Here is a 14,438-nt window from a genome sequence, read left to right as displayed (position 1 = left end):
GGTCGGCGCGCCTGGGCGCACTCCTGGGGTGCATACCGGGTATACAAGAGCCGGGATCCCGGGTATACATACTGAGTATGTCCATCAGACACGGCCTGCTCGCCCTGCTCGACCAGGGCCCCAGCTACGGCTACCAACTGCGCACTGAGTTCGAGGCCAGGACCGGTGCCACCTGGCCGCTCAACGTCGGGCAGGTGTACACCACCCTGAACCGCCTGGAGCGCGACGGCCTGGTGACCCCGGACGGCGAGGACGAAGAGGGTCACCAGTTCTACGCCGTCACCGACGAGGGGCGGGCGGAACTGCGCTCCTGGTTCGACAGCCCGGTCGCCCGCACCAATCCGCCGCGCGACGAACTGGCGATCAAGCTCGCGATGGCCGTGACCGTCCCCGGGGTGGACGTGCGGGCCGTGGTCCAGGCCCAGCGCCGGCACAGCGTCAAGGCGCTGCAGGACTACACCCGGCTCAAGGCCCGCGCGCTCACCGCGGCCAGCGACGAGAGCGCCGCCGACACCGACCTCGCCTGGCTGCTGGTGCTGGACCAGCTGATCTTCCAGACCGAGGCCGAGGTCCGCTGGCTGGACCACTGCGAGACCCGGCTGGCCAACCGCAAGCCGTCGACCCGGCCGGCCGCCGCGCCGGCCCGACGGGTCGCGAAGACCCAGGGGGAGGAACAGTGACCGACCGTCAGCCGGTGCTCCGGCTGGAGCGGGTGAGCCGCGTCCACGGCCACGGCGCCGCCGAGGTGCACGCGCTGCGCGCCGTCGACCTGGCCGTGGAACCGGGGGAGTTCGTGGCCGTGATGGGCCCGTCCGGCTCCGGCAAGTCCACCCTGCTCACGCTGGCCGGCGGGCTGGACTCGCCGACCGGGGGCCGGGTGCTGGTCGAGGGCCGGCCGCTCGCCGGGCTCTCCCGCAAGAAGCTGGCCGAGGTGCGCCGCCGCTCCATCGGCTACGTCTTCCAGGACTACAACCTGATACCGGCGCTGACCGCCGCCGAGAACACCGCCCTGCCCAGGGAACTCGACGGGGTGTCGGCCCGCACCGCCCGCCGTGAGGCGCTGGCCGCCCTCGAGGAACTGGGCATCGCCGAGCTGGCCGACCGGTTCCCCGACGACATGTCGGGCGGCCAGCAGCAGCGGGTGGCGATCGCCCGCTCGCTGATCGGCGAACGCCGCCTGGTGCTGGCCGACGAGCCCACCGGGGCGCTGGACTCCACCACCGGCGAGGCGGTGCTCGCGGTGCTGCGGGCCCGCTGCGACGCCGGGGCGGCGGCCATGATGGTCACCCATGAGGCCCGGCACGCGGCCTGGGCCGACCGGGTGGTCTTCCTGCGGGACGGCCTGCTGGTGGACGAGACCGGGCGGCAGCAGGCGGAGGGCCTGCTGGCGACCGGGTCCGGCGAGGCGGGTGCCTGGTGAGGCTCGGCTCCTGGAGGGTGGCGCTGCGGATCGCCCGGCGGGACGCGCTGCGGGCCAAGGGCCGCAGCGCCCTGGTGCTCGCCATGATCGCGCTGCCGGTGCTCGGCGTCGCCGGCGTCGACGTGGTCTACCGCAGCTCCGAACTGACGCCCGCTCAGCGGATCGCCCGCGAACTGGGCACCGCCGACGTGCTGCTGGAGTTCGACCAGCCCGGCGCCCAGGTCCGGCAGGCCCCGCTGGCCTCCGACGGGCACAATGTGCTGACGCCGCCGGCCGCCCAGGCCGGCACCGCCCAGCAGCAGCGCGCCCAGCAGACCGACCCGGCCGTACTGGCCGCCCAGCTGCTGCCGCCCGGGGCGATGCTGGTGCCGATCCCGGCCGACCATCCGGAACTGGCCACCAGCGCGACCGGCCGGCTGCGGACCGCGGTGGCCGCTGCCGATCTCGCCGACCCGGTCTGGCACGGCCGGATCGACCTGGTGTCCGGCCGGGCGCCGGCCGACGACCGGGAGATCGCCGCCACCCGCACCTTCCTGGACCGCTCCGGCCTCAAGGTCGGCAGCACCACCAGCCTGGGCGACCGGTCGTTCACCATCACCGGCGTCGCGGAGTACCCGGACGACCTCAACGCCACCACGCTGGTCGGCCGGCCCAGCGCGGTCGCCAAGGCCGGCGGCACCGCCCAGCAGGCGGCGGACACCGTGCACAGCTGGCTGGTGAAGCTGCCGTCCGGCACGGCGGTCGACTGGCCGAAGGTGCTGGAACTCAACCGGAACGGGTTCATCGCCACGTCGCGCAGTGTGGTGCTGCACCCGCCGGCCCGCTCCCAGGTGCCGTTCTACGTCCAGCAGGACCGCTACGGCAGCTCGACCAGCGCCCTCGACCAGGCCGACCGGGTGACCCTGGCCACCGTGGTCGGGATGGCGCTGCTGGAGATCGTGCTGCTCGCCGGGCCCGCCTTCGCGGTCGGCGCTCGGCGCTCCCGGCGGCAGCTGGGCCTGCTGGCCGCGGCCGGCGGCGACCGGGCACAGGTGCGCGCGGTGGTGCTCGGCGGCGGGGTGGTGCTCGGCCTGGCAGGTGCCACGGTCGGGGTCGCGCTCGCGGCGCTGCTGGTGACGCTGGGCCAGGACCGGCTGGAGCTGATGGCCGGCAAGCGGTTCGGCTCACTGGCGCTGGTGCCGGCGGACCTGTTCGGGGTGATGGCGGTCGGCCTGGTCACCGGACTGCTGGCGGCCGTGGTGCCGGCCGTCCAGGCGGCCCGGCAGGACGTGGTGGCGGCGCTCACCGGGCGCGGCACCGTCAAGCCGCCGGCCAGGCGACTGCTGCTGCTCGGGGTGCTGATGGTGGGCGGCGGGGCGGCGCTGGCGCTGCTCGGCGCGGCCGCCCTGACCCGCGGCCGGAGCGCCGCGGTGCTCGGCGGCTCGATGATCGCCGAGCTCGGCATGGTCGCCTGCATCCCCACCGTGGTGGGCCTGTTCGGCCGGCTCGGCCGGTTCCTGCCGCTGGCACCACGGATGGCGCTGCGCGACTCGGTCCGGCACCGCGGACGCACCGCCCCGGCGGTGGCCGCCGTGATGGCGGCGGTGGCCGGCTCGGTCGCGGTCGGCGTCTACGTGGCGAGCGGCAACGCCGAACAGCGCGCGGCTTATGAGTCGTCGGTGCCGGACAAGGCCGTGACGCTCTTCCTCGACGCGACCGACCACGACCCGGCGACGGCCGCCGCCCAGCGCGCGGCCGTCGAGCAGGCGATGCCGGACCTCGGCCCGAGCGCCACGGTGCTCTCGGTGCGGTACGGCAATTGCACCACCCCGGCCGGCTGCGGCGAGGTGACGGCCGAAGCGCCGCCGGCCACCCGCTGCCCCGCCGACGACCTGATCGCCCGGAACCAGCCGGTGCCGTACCAGGTCCAGGCGGACCCGCGCTGCCGGCGGAACGACCAGGGGCGGTTCGGCACCCTCGTCAGCGGCGACCCGGGCGTGCTGCACAACCTGTTCGGGCTGCGGGACCCCGCCGCCGAGCAGGCCGCGGCGGCCGGCAAGGCGGTGGTCTTCGACGCCTCGATGATCCAGGACGGCAAGGCGGTCGTCCGGCTCCAGGAGCCGTTCGGCCCGGCCGGCAGCCCGCCGCCGCCCTACCGCGACGTGCAGGTGGACGCGGTGCTGGCACCGCTGGCGCGCTCGGCGGCCCGGATGTACCTGGCCCCGGACGCCGTCGCCCGGCTGGGCCTGACCACCGTGAACAGCGGCCTGGTCTGGCTGCCCGCCGCGATGCCCTCGGACGCCGCCGCCCAGCGGGCCGTCGGGGCGCTGAGCGCCACGGCCGTGAGCAGCAACAACTTCACGGTGGAGCGGGGCTTCCAGCCGCACAACACCACGGTGACGCTCGGCCTGACCGCGTTCGCCGGTCTGGTGGCGCTCGGCGCGGCGGGCATCGCCACCGGGCTGGCGGCCGCCGACTCCCAGCGGGACCTGGCCACCCTGGCCGCGGTGGGCGCCGCACCGGGGATCCGGCGGCGGCTCTCCGGCTTCCAGTGCGGGGTGATCGCGGCGATGGGCACGATCCTCGGCACCGTCTGCGGGATCGTTCCGGCGATAGCGCTGCGCCGGGTCCAGGACACGGCGTCGGGCAGCCTGGTCCCCGGTGTGCACACGGTGATCGCGGTGCCCTGGCCGACGCTGGGGCTCACCCTGGTGGTGCTGCCGCTGATCGCCACGGGGGCGGCCGCGCTGCTCACCCGCTCCCGGAGCACCCTGGTGCGCCGAGCCGCCTGAGCCGCCCAGGGGTGACGGATCGCACAGTGCCGCCGCGGCCCGCCTGCCGGACCGCGGCGGCACTTGCGCGGCCGCGCCAACTAAAGTCGTCCGTATGACGAAAACCCCGGACAGCGTCGTCCGCTCCTTCATCGACCAGCACGAGGCCGCCTTCCTGGCGGACCTCGGCGCCTGGCTGCGCATCCCGTCCGTGTCGGCCGATCCGGAGCGGGCCGGCGACGTCCGCCGCTCCGCCGAGTGGCTGGCGGCGAAGCTGCGCGAGACCGGGTTCCCGGTCGTCGAGGTCTGGGAGACGGACGGGCTGCCGGCGGTCTTCGCCGAGTGGCCGGCCGAGTCGGCCGACGCCCCGACCGCGCTGGTCTACGGGCACCACGACGTGCAGCCGGCGGCCAAGGCGGACGGCTGGGACACCGAGCCGTTCGAGCCGACCCGGGTCGGCAACCGGCTGTACGCGCGCGGCGCGGCCGACGACAAGGGGCAGGTGTTCTTCCACACCCTGGGCCTGCGCGCACACCTGGCGGCCACCGGCCGGACCACGCCGGCGGTCAACCTCAAGCTGCTGATCGAGGGCGAGGAGGAGTCCGGCTCGCCCAACTTCGGCGCGCTGATCCGCCGGGAGCGCGAGCGGCTGGCCGCCGACCTGGTGCTGGTCTCCGACACCGGCATGTGGGACCCGGCCACCCCGACCGTCTGCACCGGCATGCGCGGCAAGCTGGACTGCCAGATCGACCTGTTCGGTCCGGACAGCGACATCCACTCCGGCTCCTTCGGCGGCGCGGTGCCCAACCCGGCGACCAGCGCGGCCGAACTGGCCGCCGCGCTGCACGACGCGGACCGCGAGGTCGCGGTGCCCGGCTTCTACGACGGCGTGATCGAGCTGACCGAGCGGGAGCGCGAGCTCTTCGCCAAGCTGCCGTTCGACGAGCAGCGCTGGCTGGCCACCGCCAAGTCGCACGGCGCCCAGGGCGAGGCCGGCTACACCACCCTGGAGCGGATCTGGGCCCGCCCGACCGCCGAGGTCAACGGCGTCTGGGGTGGCTACACCGGTCCGGGCAGCAAGACCATCGTGCCGGCCGAGGCCCACCTCAAGCTCTCCTTCCGGTTGGTCGCCGGGCAGGACCCGGAGCGGATCGAGCGGGCCATCGAGGCTTGGGTGGCGGACCTGCTGCCGGCCGGCATCCGGCACACCGTCAGGTTCGGCAGCGTCACCCGCCCGTGCCTGACCCCGCTGGACCACCCGGCGCTGCAGTCCGTGGTCCGGGCCATGGGCAGGGCCTTCGAGCAGGAGATCCTCTTCACCCGCGAGGGCGGCTCGGGGCCGGCCGCCGACCTCCAGGACGTGCTGGGCGCCCCGGTGCTGTTCCTGGGCATCTCGGTGCCGTCCGACGGTTGGCACTCGATCAACGAGAAGGTCGAGCTGGACCTGCTGCGCAAGGGCGTGGAGACCTCCGCCCACCTCTGGACCGACCTCGCCGAGACCTACCGGCCGAACGCGCACTGACGCCGACTGCCGCTGATGATGACGCTGATGACACTGTGGACGGGGACGGAACATCATGAGCACCATGCCTGAGATCCAGCGGTTCGGCGATCTGCCGCTGGCCCGTGCCGGGGTGGACCGGGCCGCTCACCACCGGCTCGACGAGCCCTGGCTGGCCGCCGCCTGGAGCCACCCGACCACCAAGGTGCTGCCGATCTCCGGCGGTGAGGCCTTCGTGGTGGACACCCCGACCGGCACCGAGCTGGTCCTGCTGCCGTCGTTCGAGGTACCGGAGGGCGGCGACCGCTACTTCCTGGGCACCGACGACGACGGCGTCTCCTACTTCGCGCTGGCCGGCGAGACGCTGCCGGGCCGGCTGGACGGCGACGCCCGCCCGGCCGGGCTGCGCGAGGTCGGCGGCACCCTGTCGGACCGGGACGCCGGGCTGCTGGTGCACGCGGTGGCGCTGGAGCACTGGCACCGGCTGCACAGCTTCTGCTCGCGCTGCGGGCACCCGACCGAGAAGGCCGGGGCCGGGCACCTGCGGCGCTGCACCTCCTGCGCGGCCGAGCACTACCCGCGCACCGACCCGGCGGTGATCATGCTGATCACCGATGAGCAGGACCGCTGCCTGCTGGCCCGGAACGCGCTCTGGCCGGAGGGCCGCTGGTCCACGCTGGCCGGCTTCGTCGAGCCCGGCGAGTCGATCGAGCAGGCGGTGGCCCGCGAGGTCTTCGAGGAGGCCGGGGTGCGGGTCGGCGAGGTCAGCTACCGGGCCAGCCAGCCCTGGCCGTTCCCGGCCAGCCTGATGCTGGGCTTCGTGGGGCGGGTCGCGCCGGGCGGCGCCGAGATCACCGTGGACGGGGAGGAGCTGGCCGAGGCGCGCTGGTTCTCCCGCGAGGACCTGCGGGCCGGCTGGGAGTCCGGCGAGATCGTGCCGCCCAGCGGGATCTCGATCGCCCGTCATCTGATCGAGCAGTGGTACGGCGCACCCCTGCCGAGCGGCGTGCGCTGGTAAGGGAAATAAGCCGTGGGGGGCGTGTGCCATTCGTGCACGCCCCCTATGTGCCTTTCCCGCCTTTGCCGCCTTCGGGGCGGGCGGGACGCCGGGACGGCGTTTGACGCGCCGGTATCCGCGCAGGCCGGCCCGGTAGCGCTGCGTGGCCGCCGGGCCGGTCGGCCCGGAACCATGGCCAATTATGGTCGGTTTAGCTGAAAGCGGGTCAGATCGCTCGCTACATTTCCAGCGTGACCATCTCCAGTGGCAGCATGCCGTCCCCCAAGTACCAGCGGCTGGCGGCCGATCTGCGTCGCCGGATCTCGGCGGGCGAGTGGCCGGGCGGCACCGCGCTGCCGGTGGAGGCCGAGCTGGAGCAGCAGTACAGCGTGGCCCGCAACACCGTGCGCCTCGCGGTCGACGTGCTGGTCAACGAGGGCCTGCTGGTCCGCTTGCAGGGCAAGGGCACCTTCCTGCGCGAGCATCCGGTGCTCGACCACCGGGCCTTCGGGCCGCTGCTGCCCAGCCAGCGGGACGGGCTCGCCGGGCCCAGCGAGGTGTACACGGCCGAGGCGGAGCAGGCCGGGCGGCAGCTGAGCGCCGAGTTCGAGATGCTGATCGTGCGGGCCCGGGTGGACATCGCCGAACGGCTGGGGGTGCAGCCCGGCGAGGCGGTGGTGGTCCGGCGGCAGCTGCGGCTGCTGGACCGGGAGCCCTACTCCATCGAGGAGAGCCACTACCGGGCCGGGGTGGCGGCCGGCACCGCGCTGATGGAGCCCGACCCGGTGCCCGGTGGCGACGAGGCGGTGCTGGCCGCGCTGGGCCGGGTGGAGGTCGGGGCGGTGGACCAGCTGGTCGCCCGGATGCCGGGCCCGGAGGAGGCGCAGTGGTTCCAGGGCGGGCCGGGCGTGCCGCTGCTGGTGCAGACCCGGGTCACCTATGACCGCCGGGGCCCGGTCCGGGTGATCGAGACCAGGTACTCCGCGGACCGCTGCCGCCTGACCTACGGCCTCGGCCAGCTGAGTGCCCGGCCCGGGCGCTGATCTTGACGGCTCGTCAGGGCCGCGAACCAGGGTTGCCCTCCGATCCAGGAGGGGAGCCCCGCATGCGCAGCGCCATGTTCTTCAGCCACCGTCCCCCGGCCTCCGGCCGGGAGGTGCCCCCAAGACGAGGACGCCGTGTGATCCCGCGCACCGCGGCGATCGCCGACGCCTACCACGCGGCGCTGGCCGCCAACAACGAGCGGTTCGCCCGCTTCGAGTCGTGGGCCGCGACCGAACCGGAGCCGGAGGGCACCCGGGCGTTCCTGGAGCAGGCCGGGCAGGACTGGCCGGCCCCAGCTGCCGGTGGCGATCGTGGTCACCGGGCACCGGGGCACGGGAGGGGCGCCACGGATGGCCGGCTCGCTCGGCCTGCGGATCGACCGCGCGGAGGCCACCGCCGAGCTGGGCTACTGGGTGGACGCCGAGTACGAGGGGCGCGGGCTGGTCCGCCGGGCCGCCGAGCTGCTGATCGAGCACGGCTTCGGGCCGCTCGGGCTGCGCCGGATCGGGCTGCGCACGGTGGTCGACAACGTGCGCAGCCGGGCGCCGGCCGAGCGGCTCGGCTTCACCCAGGAGTCGGTGCTGCCGCAGGGCGCGGTGCTCGCCGACGGGCCGCGCGACCTGGCGGTCTACGGCCTGTCGCGCGATGCCTGGGCGACGCGCGGCGCCTGACCCCGGGGCTGCGGGGCCGGGCGCGGCACGCCGGGGCGTCAGGCCGCGAGGGCCTTCTTCACCTGGGCGAGCGACGGGTTGGTCATGACCGACTTCTCACCGGTCGCGCCGACGACCACGACGGTCGGGACGACCTGGTTGCCGTCGTTGACCGACTCGACGTACTGGGCGGAGGCCGGGTCCTGCTCGATGTTGATCTCGTCGTAGCCGATGCCCTCGCGGGTCAGCTGGCCCTTGAGACGGGTGCAGTAGCCGCACCAGGTGGTGCTGTACATCGTGACGCTGCCGGACATCGAGAGGGCTCCTTCGTGAGCGGGACGGGGCGTTGCCGTCTGGTCAACGCGCGTGACTGCCGGTCGATTCCCCGGCGCCCGTGACGGTAGCCGGTGTGGATGTGGGATCGGCTGATGATCGTCTCGGGCCTGTGGACAACCTGGCGCACGGTGTCGGTCCGATTTGCCAGGATGGGCGGAGCCGGGACACGGCGTCCGGCCCGGTCGAGCCGGCGGGCTGAGAGGATGGAGCCCATGCAGGAAGAGCTGATGATCGACGGCGGCTTCGGTGGGTACGGCGCTCGCCCGGGTGATCCGGACGCCGTGCTGGCCGGGCTCGATCCCGAGCAGCGGGCGGTCGCCACCGCGCTGCACGGGCCGGTCTGCGTGCTGGCCGGCGCGGGCACCGGCAAGACCCGGGCGATCACCCACCGGATCGCCTACGGGGTGCGCACCGGTGCCTTCCAGCCCCAGCAGGTGCTGGCCGTTACCTTCACCGCGCGGGCCGCCGGCGAGATGCGCGGCCGGTTGCGCCAGCTCGGCGCCGACGGCGTGCAGGCCCGCACGTTCCACGCCGCCGCGCTGCGCCAGCTGCAGTACTTCTGGCCCCGCGCGGTCGGCGGCGAGGTGCCCCGGCTGCTGGAGCGCAAGGTGCAGCTGGTTGCCGAGGCGGCCGGCCGCAGCGGGCTGCGCGTGCAGCGCACCGAGCTGCGCGACCTGACCAGCGAGATCGAGTGGGCCAAGGTCACCCAGATCGTGCCGGACGACTATCCGGTCGCGGTGCTCAAGGCCGGCCGCGAGGCCCCGCGCGACCCGGCCGAGATCGCCCGGGTCTACGCGACCTACGAGCAGACCAAGCGCGACCGCAACGTCATCGACTTCGAGGACGTGCTGCTGCTGACCGCCGCCATCCTGGAGGACCGCCCGGAGATCGCCGAGCAGGTCAGGGCCCAGTACCGGCACTTCACGGTGGACGAGTACCAGGACGTCTCGCCGCTGCAGCAGCGGCTGCTTGACCAGTGGACCGGTGCCGCCGTCGGCGCCGGGGCCGGGCTGTGCGTGGTCGGCGACGCCAGCCAGACCATCTACTCCTTCACCGGCGCCACCCCCGACTACCTGCTGAACTTCCGCACCAGGCATCCGGACGCGACGGTGGTCAAGCTGGTCCGCGACTACCGCTCCACCCCGCAGGTGGTGCACCTGGCCAACGGACTGCTGGCCCAGGCCCGGGGGGCGGCGGCCCGGCACCGGCTGGAGCTGGTCTCGCAGCGCCCGGCCGGCCCCGAGCCGGTCTACACCGAGTACCCGGACGAGCCCGCCGAGGCCGAGGGCACCGCCCGCCGGATCGGCGAGCTGCTGGCCGAAGGGGTGCGGGCCAGCGAGATCGCGGTGCTGTTCCGTACCAACGGCCAGTCCGAGGTCTATGAGCAGGCGCTGGCCGACCTCGGCATCTCCTATCAGCTCAAGGGCGCCGAGCGGTTCTTCGAGCGGCCGGAGGTCCGGGAGGCCGGGCTGCTGCTGCGCGGCGCCGCCCGGGCCGTCGGCGATCCGCTGACCGCCGACGCGCCGGACCTGGCCGCCCAGGTCCGCGCGGTGCTCGCCACCCGGGGCTTCACCCCGGTGCCGCCGGCCGGCTCCGGAGCGGTGCGCGAGCGCTGGGAGTCGCTGGCCGCGCTGGTCCGGCTGGCCGAGGACTTCGAGGCCGGGCGGAGCGCTGCCGGCGAGCCGGCCGACCTCGCCGCCTATGTCGCGGAGCTGGACGCCCGGGCCGCCGCCCAGCACGCGCCCGCGGTCGAGGGGGTGACATTGGCCTCACTGCACGCGGCCAAGGGCCTGGAGTGGGACGCGGTCTTCCTGGTCGGCCTGACCGAGGGCACCCTGCCGATCATCTACGCCAAGACCGACGAGCAGTTGGAGGAGGAGCGCCGACTGCTCTACGTCGGGGTCACCCGGGCGCGGGCGCACCTCGGGCTCTCCTGGGCGCTGGCCCGCTCGCCGGGCGGCCGGGCGAGCCGCAAGCCCAGCCGGTTCATGGACGGGTTGCGCCCGGGATCCGCCGCCGGTGGCGGGCGCGCCGGCGGGCGTGGCGGCGCGGAGGGCGGGGCGGAGCGCTCCGCGGGCCGGCGCGCGCCTCGCGGGCCGGTCAAGTGCCGGGTCTGCGGGCGCACGCTGACCGAGGCGGTGGAGCGCAAGCTGCGCCGCTGCGAGGACTGCCCGTCGGCCATGGACGAGGGCCTCTACGAGCGGCTGCGCGAGTGGCGGTCCTGCCGGGCCAAGGAGCAGGCGGTGCCGGCCTATGTGATCTTCACCGACGCCACCCTGATGGCGATCGCCGAGGACACGCCCTCGAATGTCGCGGAACTGTCCCGGATCTCCGGGGTCGGCGCCCTCAAGCTGGACAAGTACGGGGCGGACGTGCTGTCGTTGTGTGCGGGGGAGGACCCCGAGGTGGAGCGGGCCGCTGAGCCGGACGACCCCTCGGCGGAGGTCGATGCAGACCTCACTGAGGATGAGTCCGGAAACTCGCCGGAAAAATAGTTTGCGCGCTGTGCGTGAAGCGCAATAGCCTGCCGGAGCGGTCAAGGGGACGCGACCGCGAAGCCACTCGGGACCTGTCCTGACCAGGCTTTCCCCTGCTGCACCATGGCACGAACAGCACCACCCTGCACCATCTCCGCCACGGCGGGGCAGCTGGACCGACAGACATCCGAACACCGGAGCCCGGGGGACTGGGCACCGCGAGACGCCGAGAGGAGGCGAGCACAGTGGGAACGAAGCAGATGATCACCAAACTGACTGGCCAGACCGTTGTTGCCGCTTCCCTGCGTCCCTCCACCACCGCTGTCGCGGGTGGAGTCTCGCTGGTTGCCGGTTCCCTCGGTCTGAGTGTCGGTACCGGTCTGTCCCTCGGCTGGGCCGCGGGTTCCGTCGACTGCTCGCGCGGCATGCGTGGCGGACGACCGACCGAGGCACCGAAGGCGGTGGATGCGGCGGCCAAGCATGGCGCCTATCTGCAGGTCATCGGTGCCGTAGCCGAGCAGCAGGATGAGCAGCTGATCAACCAGGCCGAGGCCGCCTTTATCGGCGCCGAAGCCGCCCGGATCCGGGCCTTCCGCGGGCCTGAACCCTGGAGAGAGCGAACCTGAGCACCCTCAGGTCGGCACTTTTCCAGGGCCGCGGAACCCGTCAACCGGGATCCGCGGCCCTTCTGTTTGTCCGGTACGACCGACAACCCAGGCCCCTCGGGGCCTCCGGCCCAGCCCGACCAGTCAGCTGGACCGGAACCGAATCAAGACGAGGAAGACGCCACCAGTGTCCACGGTCATCACACCGCCCCTCCCGTCCGTACCGCCGACAACGCCGACCACGGCTCCGCTCGTACCTCCCCCTCCTCTGGAAGGCTCTCTCATGCAGCTCACCTCGATCGACGAAGCCGACGCCCTCGGTGCCACCATCCCCTGCCGCTCCTTCGACCCCGAGGTCTTCTTCGCCGAGACCCCGGCCGACGTGGAGTACGCCAAGTCCCTCTGCGGCACCTGCCCGGTCAAGGAGGCCTGTCTGGCCGGCGCCCTCGACCGGCGTGAGCCCTGGGGCGTCTGGGGTGGCGAGCTCTTCGTCCAGGGCGTCGTGGTAGCCCGCAAGCGGCCCCGTGGCCGCCCGCGCAAGAACGAGGTCATGGCATGAACCCCGGGCTCGGAGCAGCGGTAGTCCACCGGGAATGCCCCCCGGCGGACGGCGCACTGCGCCACTCCGTGCGCACGGCCCTTGCCCAGGCCGATGCCGCGACCCAGACCACCTACCCGACGACGCACCACGAGCAGGACCACGACATGGCGATCACCGCAGGGCCCAGCGCCCGCGCCGAGCAGACCAACGAACTCTCGTTCCAGAACAGGACCCTTGAGATGCATCTACTGCAGGAAAACCTGGCCCGTGCCCATATGCAAGAACGCCTCCACGAGGCCGAGGACCAACGCCTGGCGCTGACGGCGCAGCGGGTGGCACGGCTGCGCCGCAAGGCGGAGCGCGCCTCGCTGCGGGCCCGCAAGGCGCTGGCCAGCGCGGTGCTCTGAGCACCCGTCAGCCGTTCGTAGTCTCGGACACGCCGATGCCCCGACCACCCCGCCGGAGGGGGTGGCCGGGGCATCGGCGCGTCCGGGCCGCAATCCGGCCGCACTCGGGCCGCATGCGGCCGGGCGCGGCCGGTCGGGAACCACCGGGCGGGCGCGGCCCTGGAGCGCCCGGCCGGCAGGTGGTTGCCGTGCTCAGTCCTGCTCGGCGAAGCCGGGCAGCCAGTCCAGCATCTCGGCCCGGAACGGCGCCTGGGCGCCGAGCTGGCAGAGCACCCCGATGGTGCTCAGCGTGACCCGGTGGATCAGCAGGTAGTCCGGCGGCAGGTTGAGCTGCTTGCCGAGGTTGGAGGCGGGCGAGCGGGGGTCGGCGATCCGGGCCGCCTGGGCGCGCATCCAGGCCCGGGTGAAGTGGAAGTGCTCCACCGCGGCCGGCTCGATGATCGGGCGCAGGTAGTCGAGCACCGCGTCCGGGTCCAGCTCGATGGTGGGCTTGACGAAGCCCTCGGCGCGCAGCATCTCCAGCACCCCCACCGCGTCGCCGGCCAGCGCCATCCGCAGCGAGTCGCCGATCGGCCGGGGCAGTCCGCCGGGCAGCCGGTCGACCGTGCCGAAGTCCAGCACCCCGAGGCGCCAGTTCTCGGCGGGCCCGTCGTTCTTCAGCAGCCGGAAGTTGCCGGGGTGCGGATCGGCGTGCAGCAGCCCGGTGCGGGCCGGACCGGCGAACAGGAAGCGGGCCAGCAGCTGCCCGGCCCGGTCGCGCTCGATCTGGCTGCCTCCCGAGATCACCTCGGCCAGCGGGGTGCCGTCCAGCCACTCGGTGACCAGCACCTGGTCGGCCTGGGCCACCACGGCGGGCACCACGATGTCCGGGTCGGTGGCGAACTCGTCGGCGTGCACCTGCTGGGCCTCGGCCTCCAGGGCGTAGTCCAGCTCCTCGGTGACCCGCTCCCGCAGCTCGCTGATCAGCGGCTTGATGTCCAGCCCCGGGATCAGCGGCCCGACCAGCCAGGCCACCCGGCTGAGCTGGCCCAGATCGGAGAGCAGCGCCTCGCCCGCCCCCGGATACTGCACCTTGACCGCAACCGTGCGGCCGTCCTGCCAGACCGCCTTGTGCACCTGGCCGATCGAGGCAGCGGCAGCCGGCCGGTCGTCGAAGCTGCGGAAGTTGGCCCGCCAGTCCTTGCCCATGCGCTCGGCCAGCGCGGCGTGCACCCGGGCGGCGGGCATCGGCGGCGCGGCGTCCTGAAGCTTCGTCAGGGCGGCCCGGTAGGGGCCCGCGACCTCCTCCGGCAGGGCGGCCTCGAAGACCGACAGCACCTGCCCGAACTTCATCGCCCCGCCCTTGAGCTCCCCGAGGACCTTGAAGAGCTGGTCGGCGGTGGCCTGCTGGAGCTCGGCGGTGACGGCCTCCGCGGAGCGTCCGCCGATCCGCTTGCCCAGGCCAAGGGTGGCCCGCCCCGCGATCCCCAAGGGCAGTGCGGCGAGCCGTGCGGTGCGGGTCATAGCCTTGCGCGGAAGATCGCTCACCCGGGCCTCCCAATCCTGCCACCCTGTGCGGGCCTGCCGTTGGCAGCTCCTCGCGGGGCCGCCGATGACCGGGGACGGCGGTCACTAGGCCATTGTGCCCGTTCCCTCCGGCGGCTCGGCCAGGGCCCGGCCCGCGCCGACCACACCCGTCGGCGCCGCCGCAGCGGGGCTCGGCCGGTCAGG

General features: G+C 73.9%; 13 protein-coding genes. 11 read left to right on the top strand and 2 right to left on the bottom strand.

Annotation, left to right across the window (positions count from 1 at the left end; translation table 11 throughout):
* Window positions 1–77: 77 nt before the first annotated feature.
* The 7 genes from P3T35_RS18560 to P3T35_RS18530 all read left to right on the top strand — a co-directional run bounded on the left by P3T35_RS18560 (window position 78) and on the right by P3T35_RS18530 (window position 8,383).
* Window positions 78–680 carry a PadR family transcriptional regulator gene (locus tag P3T35_RS18560; protein ID WP_101382107.1) on the top strand — a complete coding sequence of 201 codons (603 nt, stop codon included), beginning with the start codon at window positions 78–80 and terminating at the stop codon, window positions 678–680.
* Window positions 677–1,420, top strand: a complete 744-nt coding sequence (locus tag P3T35_RS18555; protein ID WP_101382108.1) for an ABC transporter ATP-binding protein — start codon at window positions 677–679, stop codon at window positions 1,418–1,420. Before P3T35_RS18560 ends, P3T35_RS18555 begins: the two co-directional genes overlap by 4 nt.
* Window positions 1,417–4,191, top strand: a complete 2,775-nt coding sequence (locus P3T35_RS18550) for an FtsX-like permease family protein (protein ID WP_143676893.1) — start codon at window positions 1,417–1,419, stop codon at window positions 4,189–4,191. Before P3T35_RS18555 ends, P3T35_RS18550 begins: the two co-directional genes overlap by 4 nt.
* Window positions 4,192–4,285: 94 nt before the next feature.
* Entirely contained in the window at window positions 4,286–5,692 is a 1,407-nt protein-coding gene (locus tag P3T35_RS18545; protein ID WP_101382110.1) for a dipeptidase, read from the top strand.
* Window positions 5,693–5,756: 64 nt separating this feature from the next.
* The gene (nudC, locus tag P3T35_RS18540; protein ID WP_280706843.1) at window positions 5,757–6,689 is read left to right on the top strand and encodes an NAD(+) diphosphatase; all 933 of its coding nucleotides are present in this window, start codon (window positions 5,757–5,759) and stop codon (window positions 6,687–6,689) included.
* A 230-nt stretch (window positions 6,690–6,919) separates the two neighbouring features.
* Entirely contained in the window at window positions 6,920–7,711 is a 792-nt protein-coding gene (locus P3T35_RS18535) for a GntR family transcriptional regulator (protein WP_101382112.1), read from the top strand.
* 303 nt (window positions 7,712–8,014) lie between these two features.
* Window positions 8,015–8,383, top strand: a complete 369-nt coding sequence (locus P3T35_RS18530; protein WP_180356576.1) for a GNAT family protein — start codon at window positions 8,015–8,017, stop codon at window positions 8,381–8,383.
* 38 nt (window positions 8,384–8,421) lie between these two features.
* Here the strand turns inward: P3T35_RS18530 and P3T35_RS18525 are convergent, their stop codons facing one another.
* Complete coding sequence (locus tag P3T35_RS18525; RefSeq protein WP_101382114.1) at window positions 8,422–8,676, bottom strand: mycoredoxin; 255 nt, start codon at window positions 8,674–8,676, stop codon at window positions 8,422–8,424.
* Window positions 8,677–8,925: 249 nt separating this feature from the next.
* Here P3T35_RS18525 and P3T35_RS18520 point away from each other — a divergent pair, with 249 nt between their 5' ends.
* The 4 genes from P3T35_RS18520 to P3T35_RS18505 all read left to right on the top strand — a co-directional run bounded on the left by P3T35_RS18520 (window position 8,926) and on the right by P3T35_RS18505 (window position 12,728).
* Complete coding sequence (locus P3T35_RS18520; RefSeq protein WP_280706926.1) at window positions 8,926–11,193, top strand: ATP-dependent DNA helicase UvrD2; 2,268 nt, start codon at window positions 8,926–8,928, stop codon at window positions 11,191–11,193.
* 227 nt (window positions 11,194–11,420) lie between these two features.
* The gene (locus P3T35_RS18515; RefSeq protein WP_143676894.1) at window positions 11,421–11,801 is read left to right on the top strand and encodes a hypothetical protein; all 381 of its coding nucleotides are present in this window, start codon (window positions 11,421–11,423) and stop codon (window positions 11,799–11,801) included.
* Window positions 11,802–12,048: 247 nt separating this feature from the next.
* The gene (locus tag P3T35_RS18510) at window positions 12,049–12,339 is read left to right on the top strand and encodes a WhiB family transcriptional regulator (protein ID WP_280706921.1); all 291 of its coding nucleotides are present in this window, start codon (window positions 12,049–12,051) and stop codon (window positions 12,337–12,339) included.
* Between the two features lie 146 nt (window positions 12,340–12,485).
* Window positions 12,486–12,728, top strand: a complete 243-nt coding sequence (locus P3T35_RS18505) for a hypothetical protein (protein ID WP_101385244.1) — start codon at window positions 12,486–12,488, stop codon at window positions 12,726–12,728.
* Between the two features lie 192 nt (window positions 12,729–12,920).
* Here P3T35_RS18505 and P3T35_RS18500 read toward each other — a convergent pair whose 3' ends face one another.
* Window positions 12,921–14,255 carry an AarF/ABC1/UbiB kinase family protein gene (locus P3T35_RS18500; RefSeq protein ID WP_101382118.1) on the bottom strand — a complete coding sequence of 445 codons (1,335 nt, stop codon included), beginning with the start codon at window positions 14,253–14,255 and terminating at the stop codon, window positions 12,921–12,923.
* Window positions 14,256–14,438 lie beyond the last annotated feature (183 nt).

This window comes from Kitasatospora sp. GP30 (genome assembly GCF_029892145.1).
GTDB lineage: Bacteria > Actinomycetota > Actinomycetes > Streptomycetales > Streptomycetaceae > Kitasatospora > Kitasatospora acidiphila.
Note: the sequence above shows the minus strand (reverse complement) of the source record. Positions and strands in the feature narration are given on the sequence as shown.

Coding starts and splice junctions, on each gene's coding strand:
- nudC (WP_280706843.1), top strand. CDS start 5,757: ATGCCTGAGATCCAGCGGTTCGGCGATCTGCCGCTGGCCCGTGCCGGG.
- P3T35_RS18545 (WP_101382110.1), top strand. CDS start 4,286: ATGACGAAAACCCCGGACAGCGTCGTCCGCTCCTTCATCGACCAGCAC.
- P3T35_RS18505 (WP_101385244.1), top strand. CDS start 12,486: ATGGCGATCACCGCAGGGCCCAGCGCCCGCGCCGAGCAGACCAACGAA.
- P3T35_RS18520 (WP_280706926.1), top strand. CDS start 8,926: ATGATCGACGGCGGCTTCGGTGGGTACGGCGCTCGCCCGGGTGATCCG.
- P3T35_RS18525 (WP_101382114.1), bottom strand. CDS start 8,676: ATGTCCGGCAGCGTCACGATGTACAGCACCACCTGGTGCGGCTACTGC.
- P3T35_RS18560 (WP_101382107.1), top strand. CDS start 78: ATGTCCATCAGACACGGCCTGCTCGCCCTGCTCGACCAGGGCCCCAGC.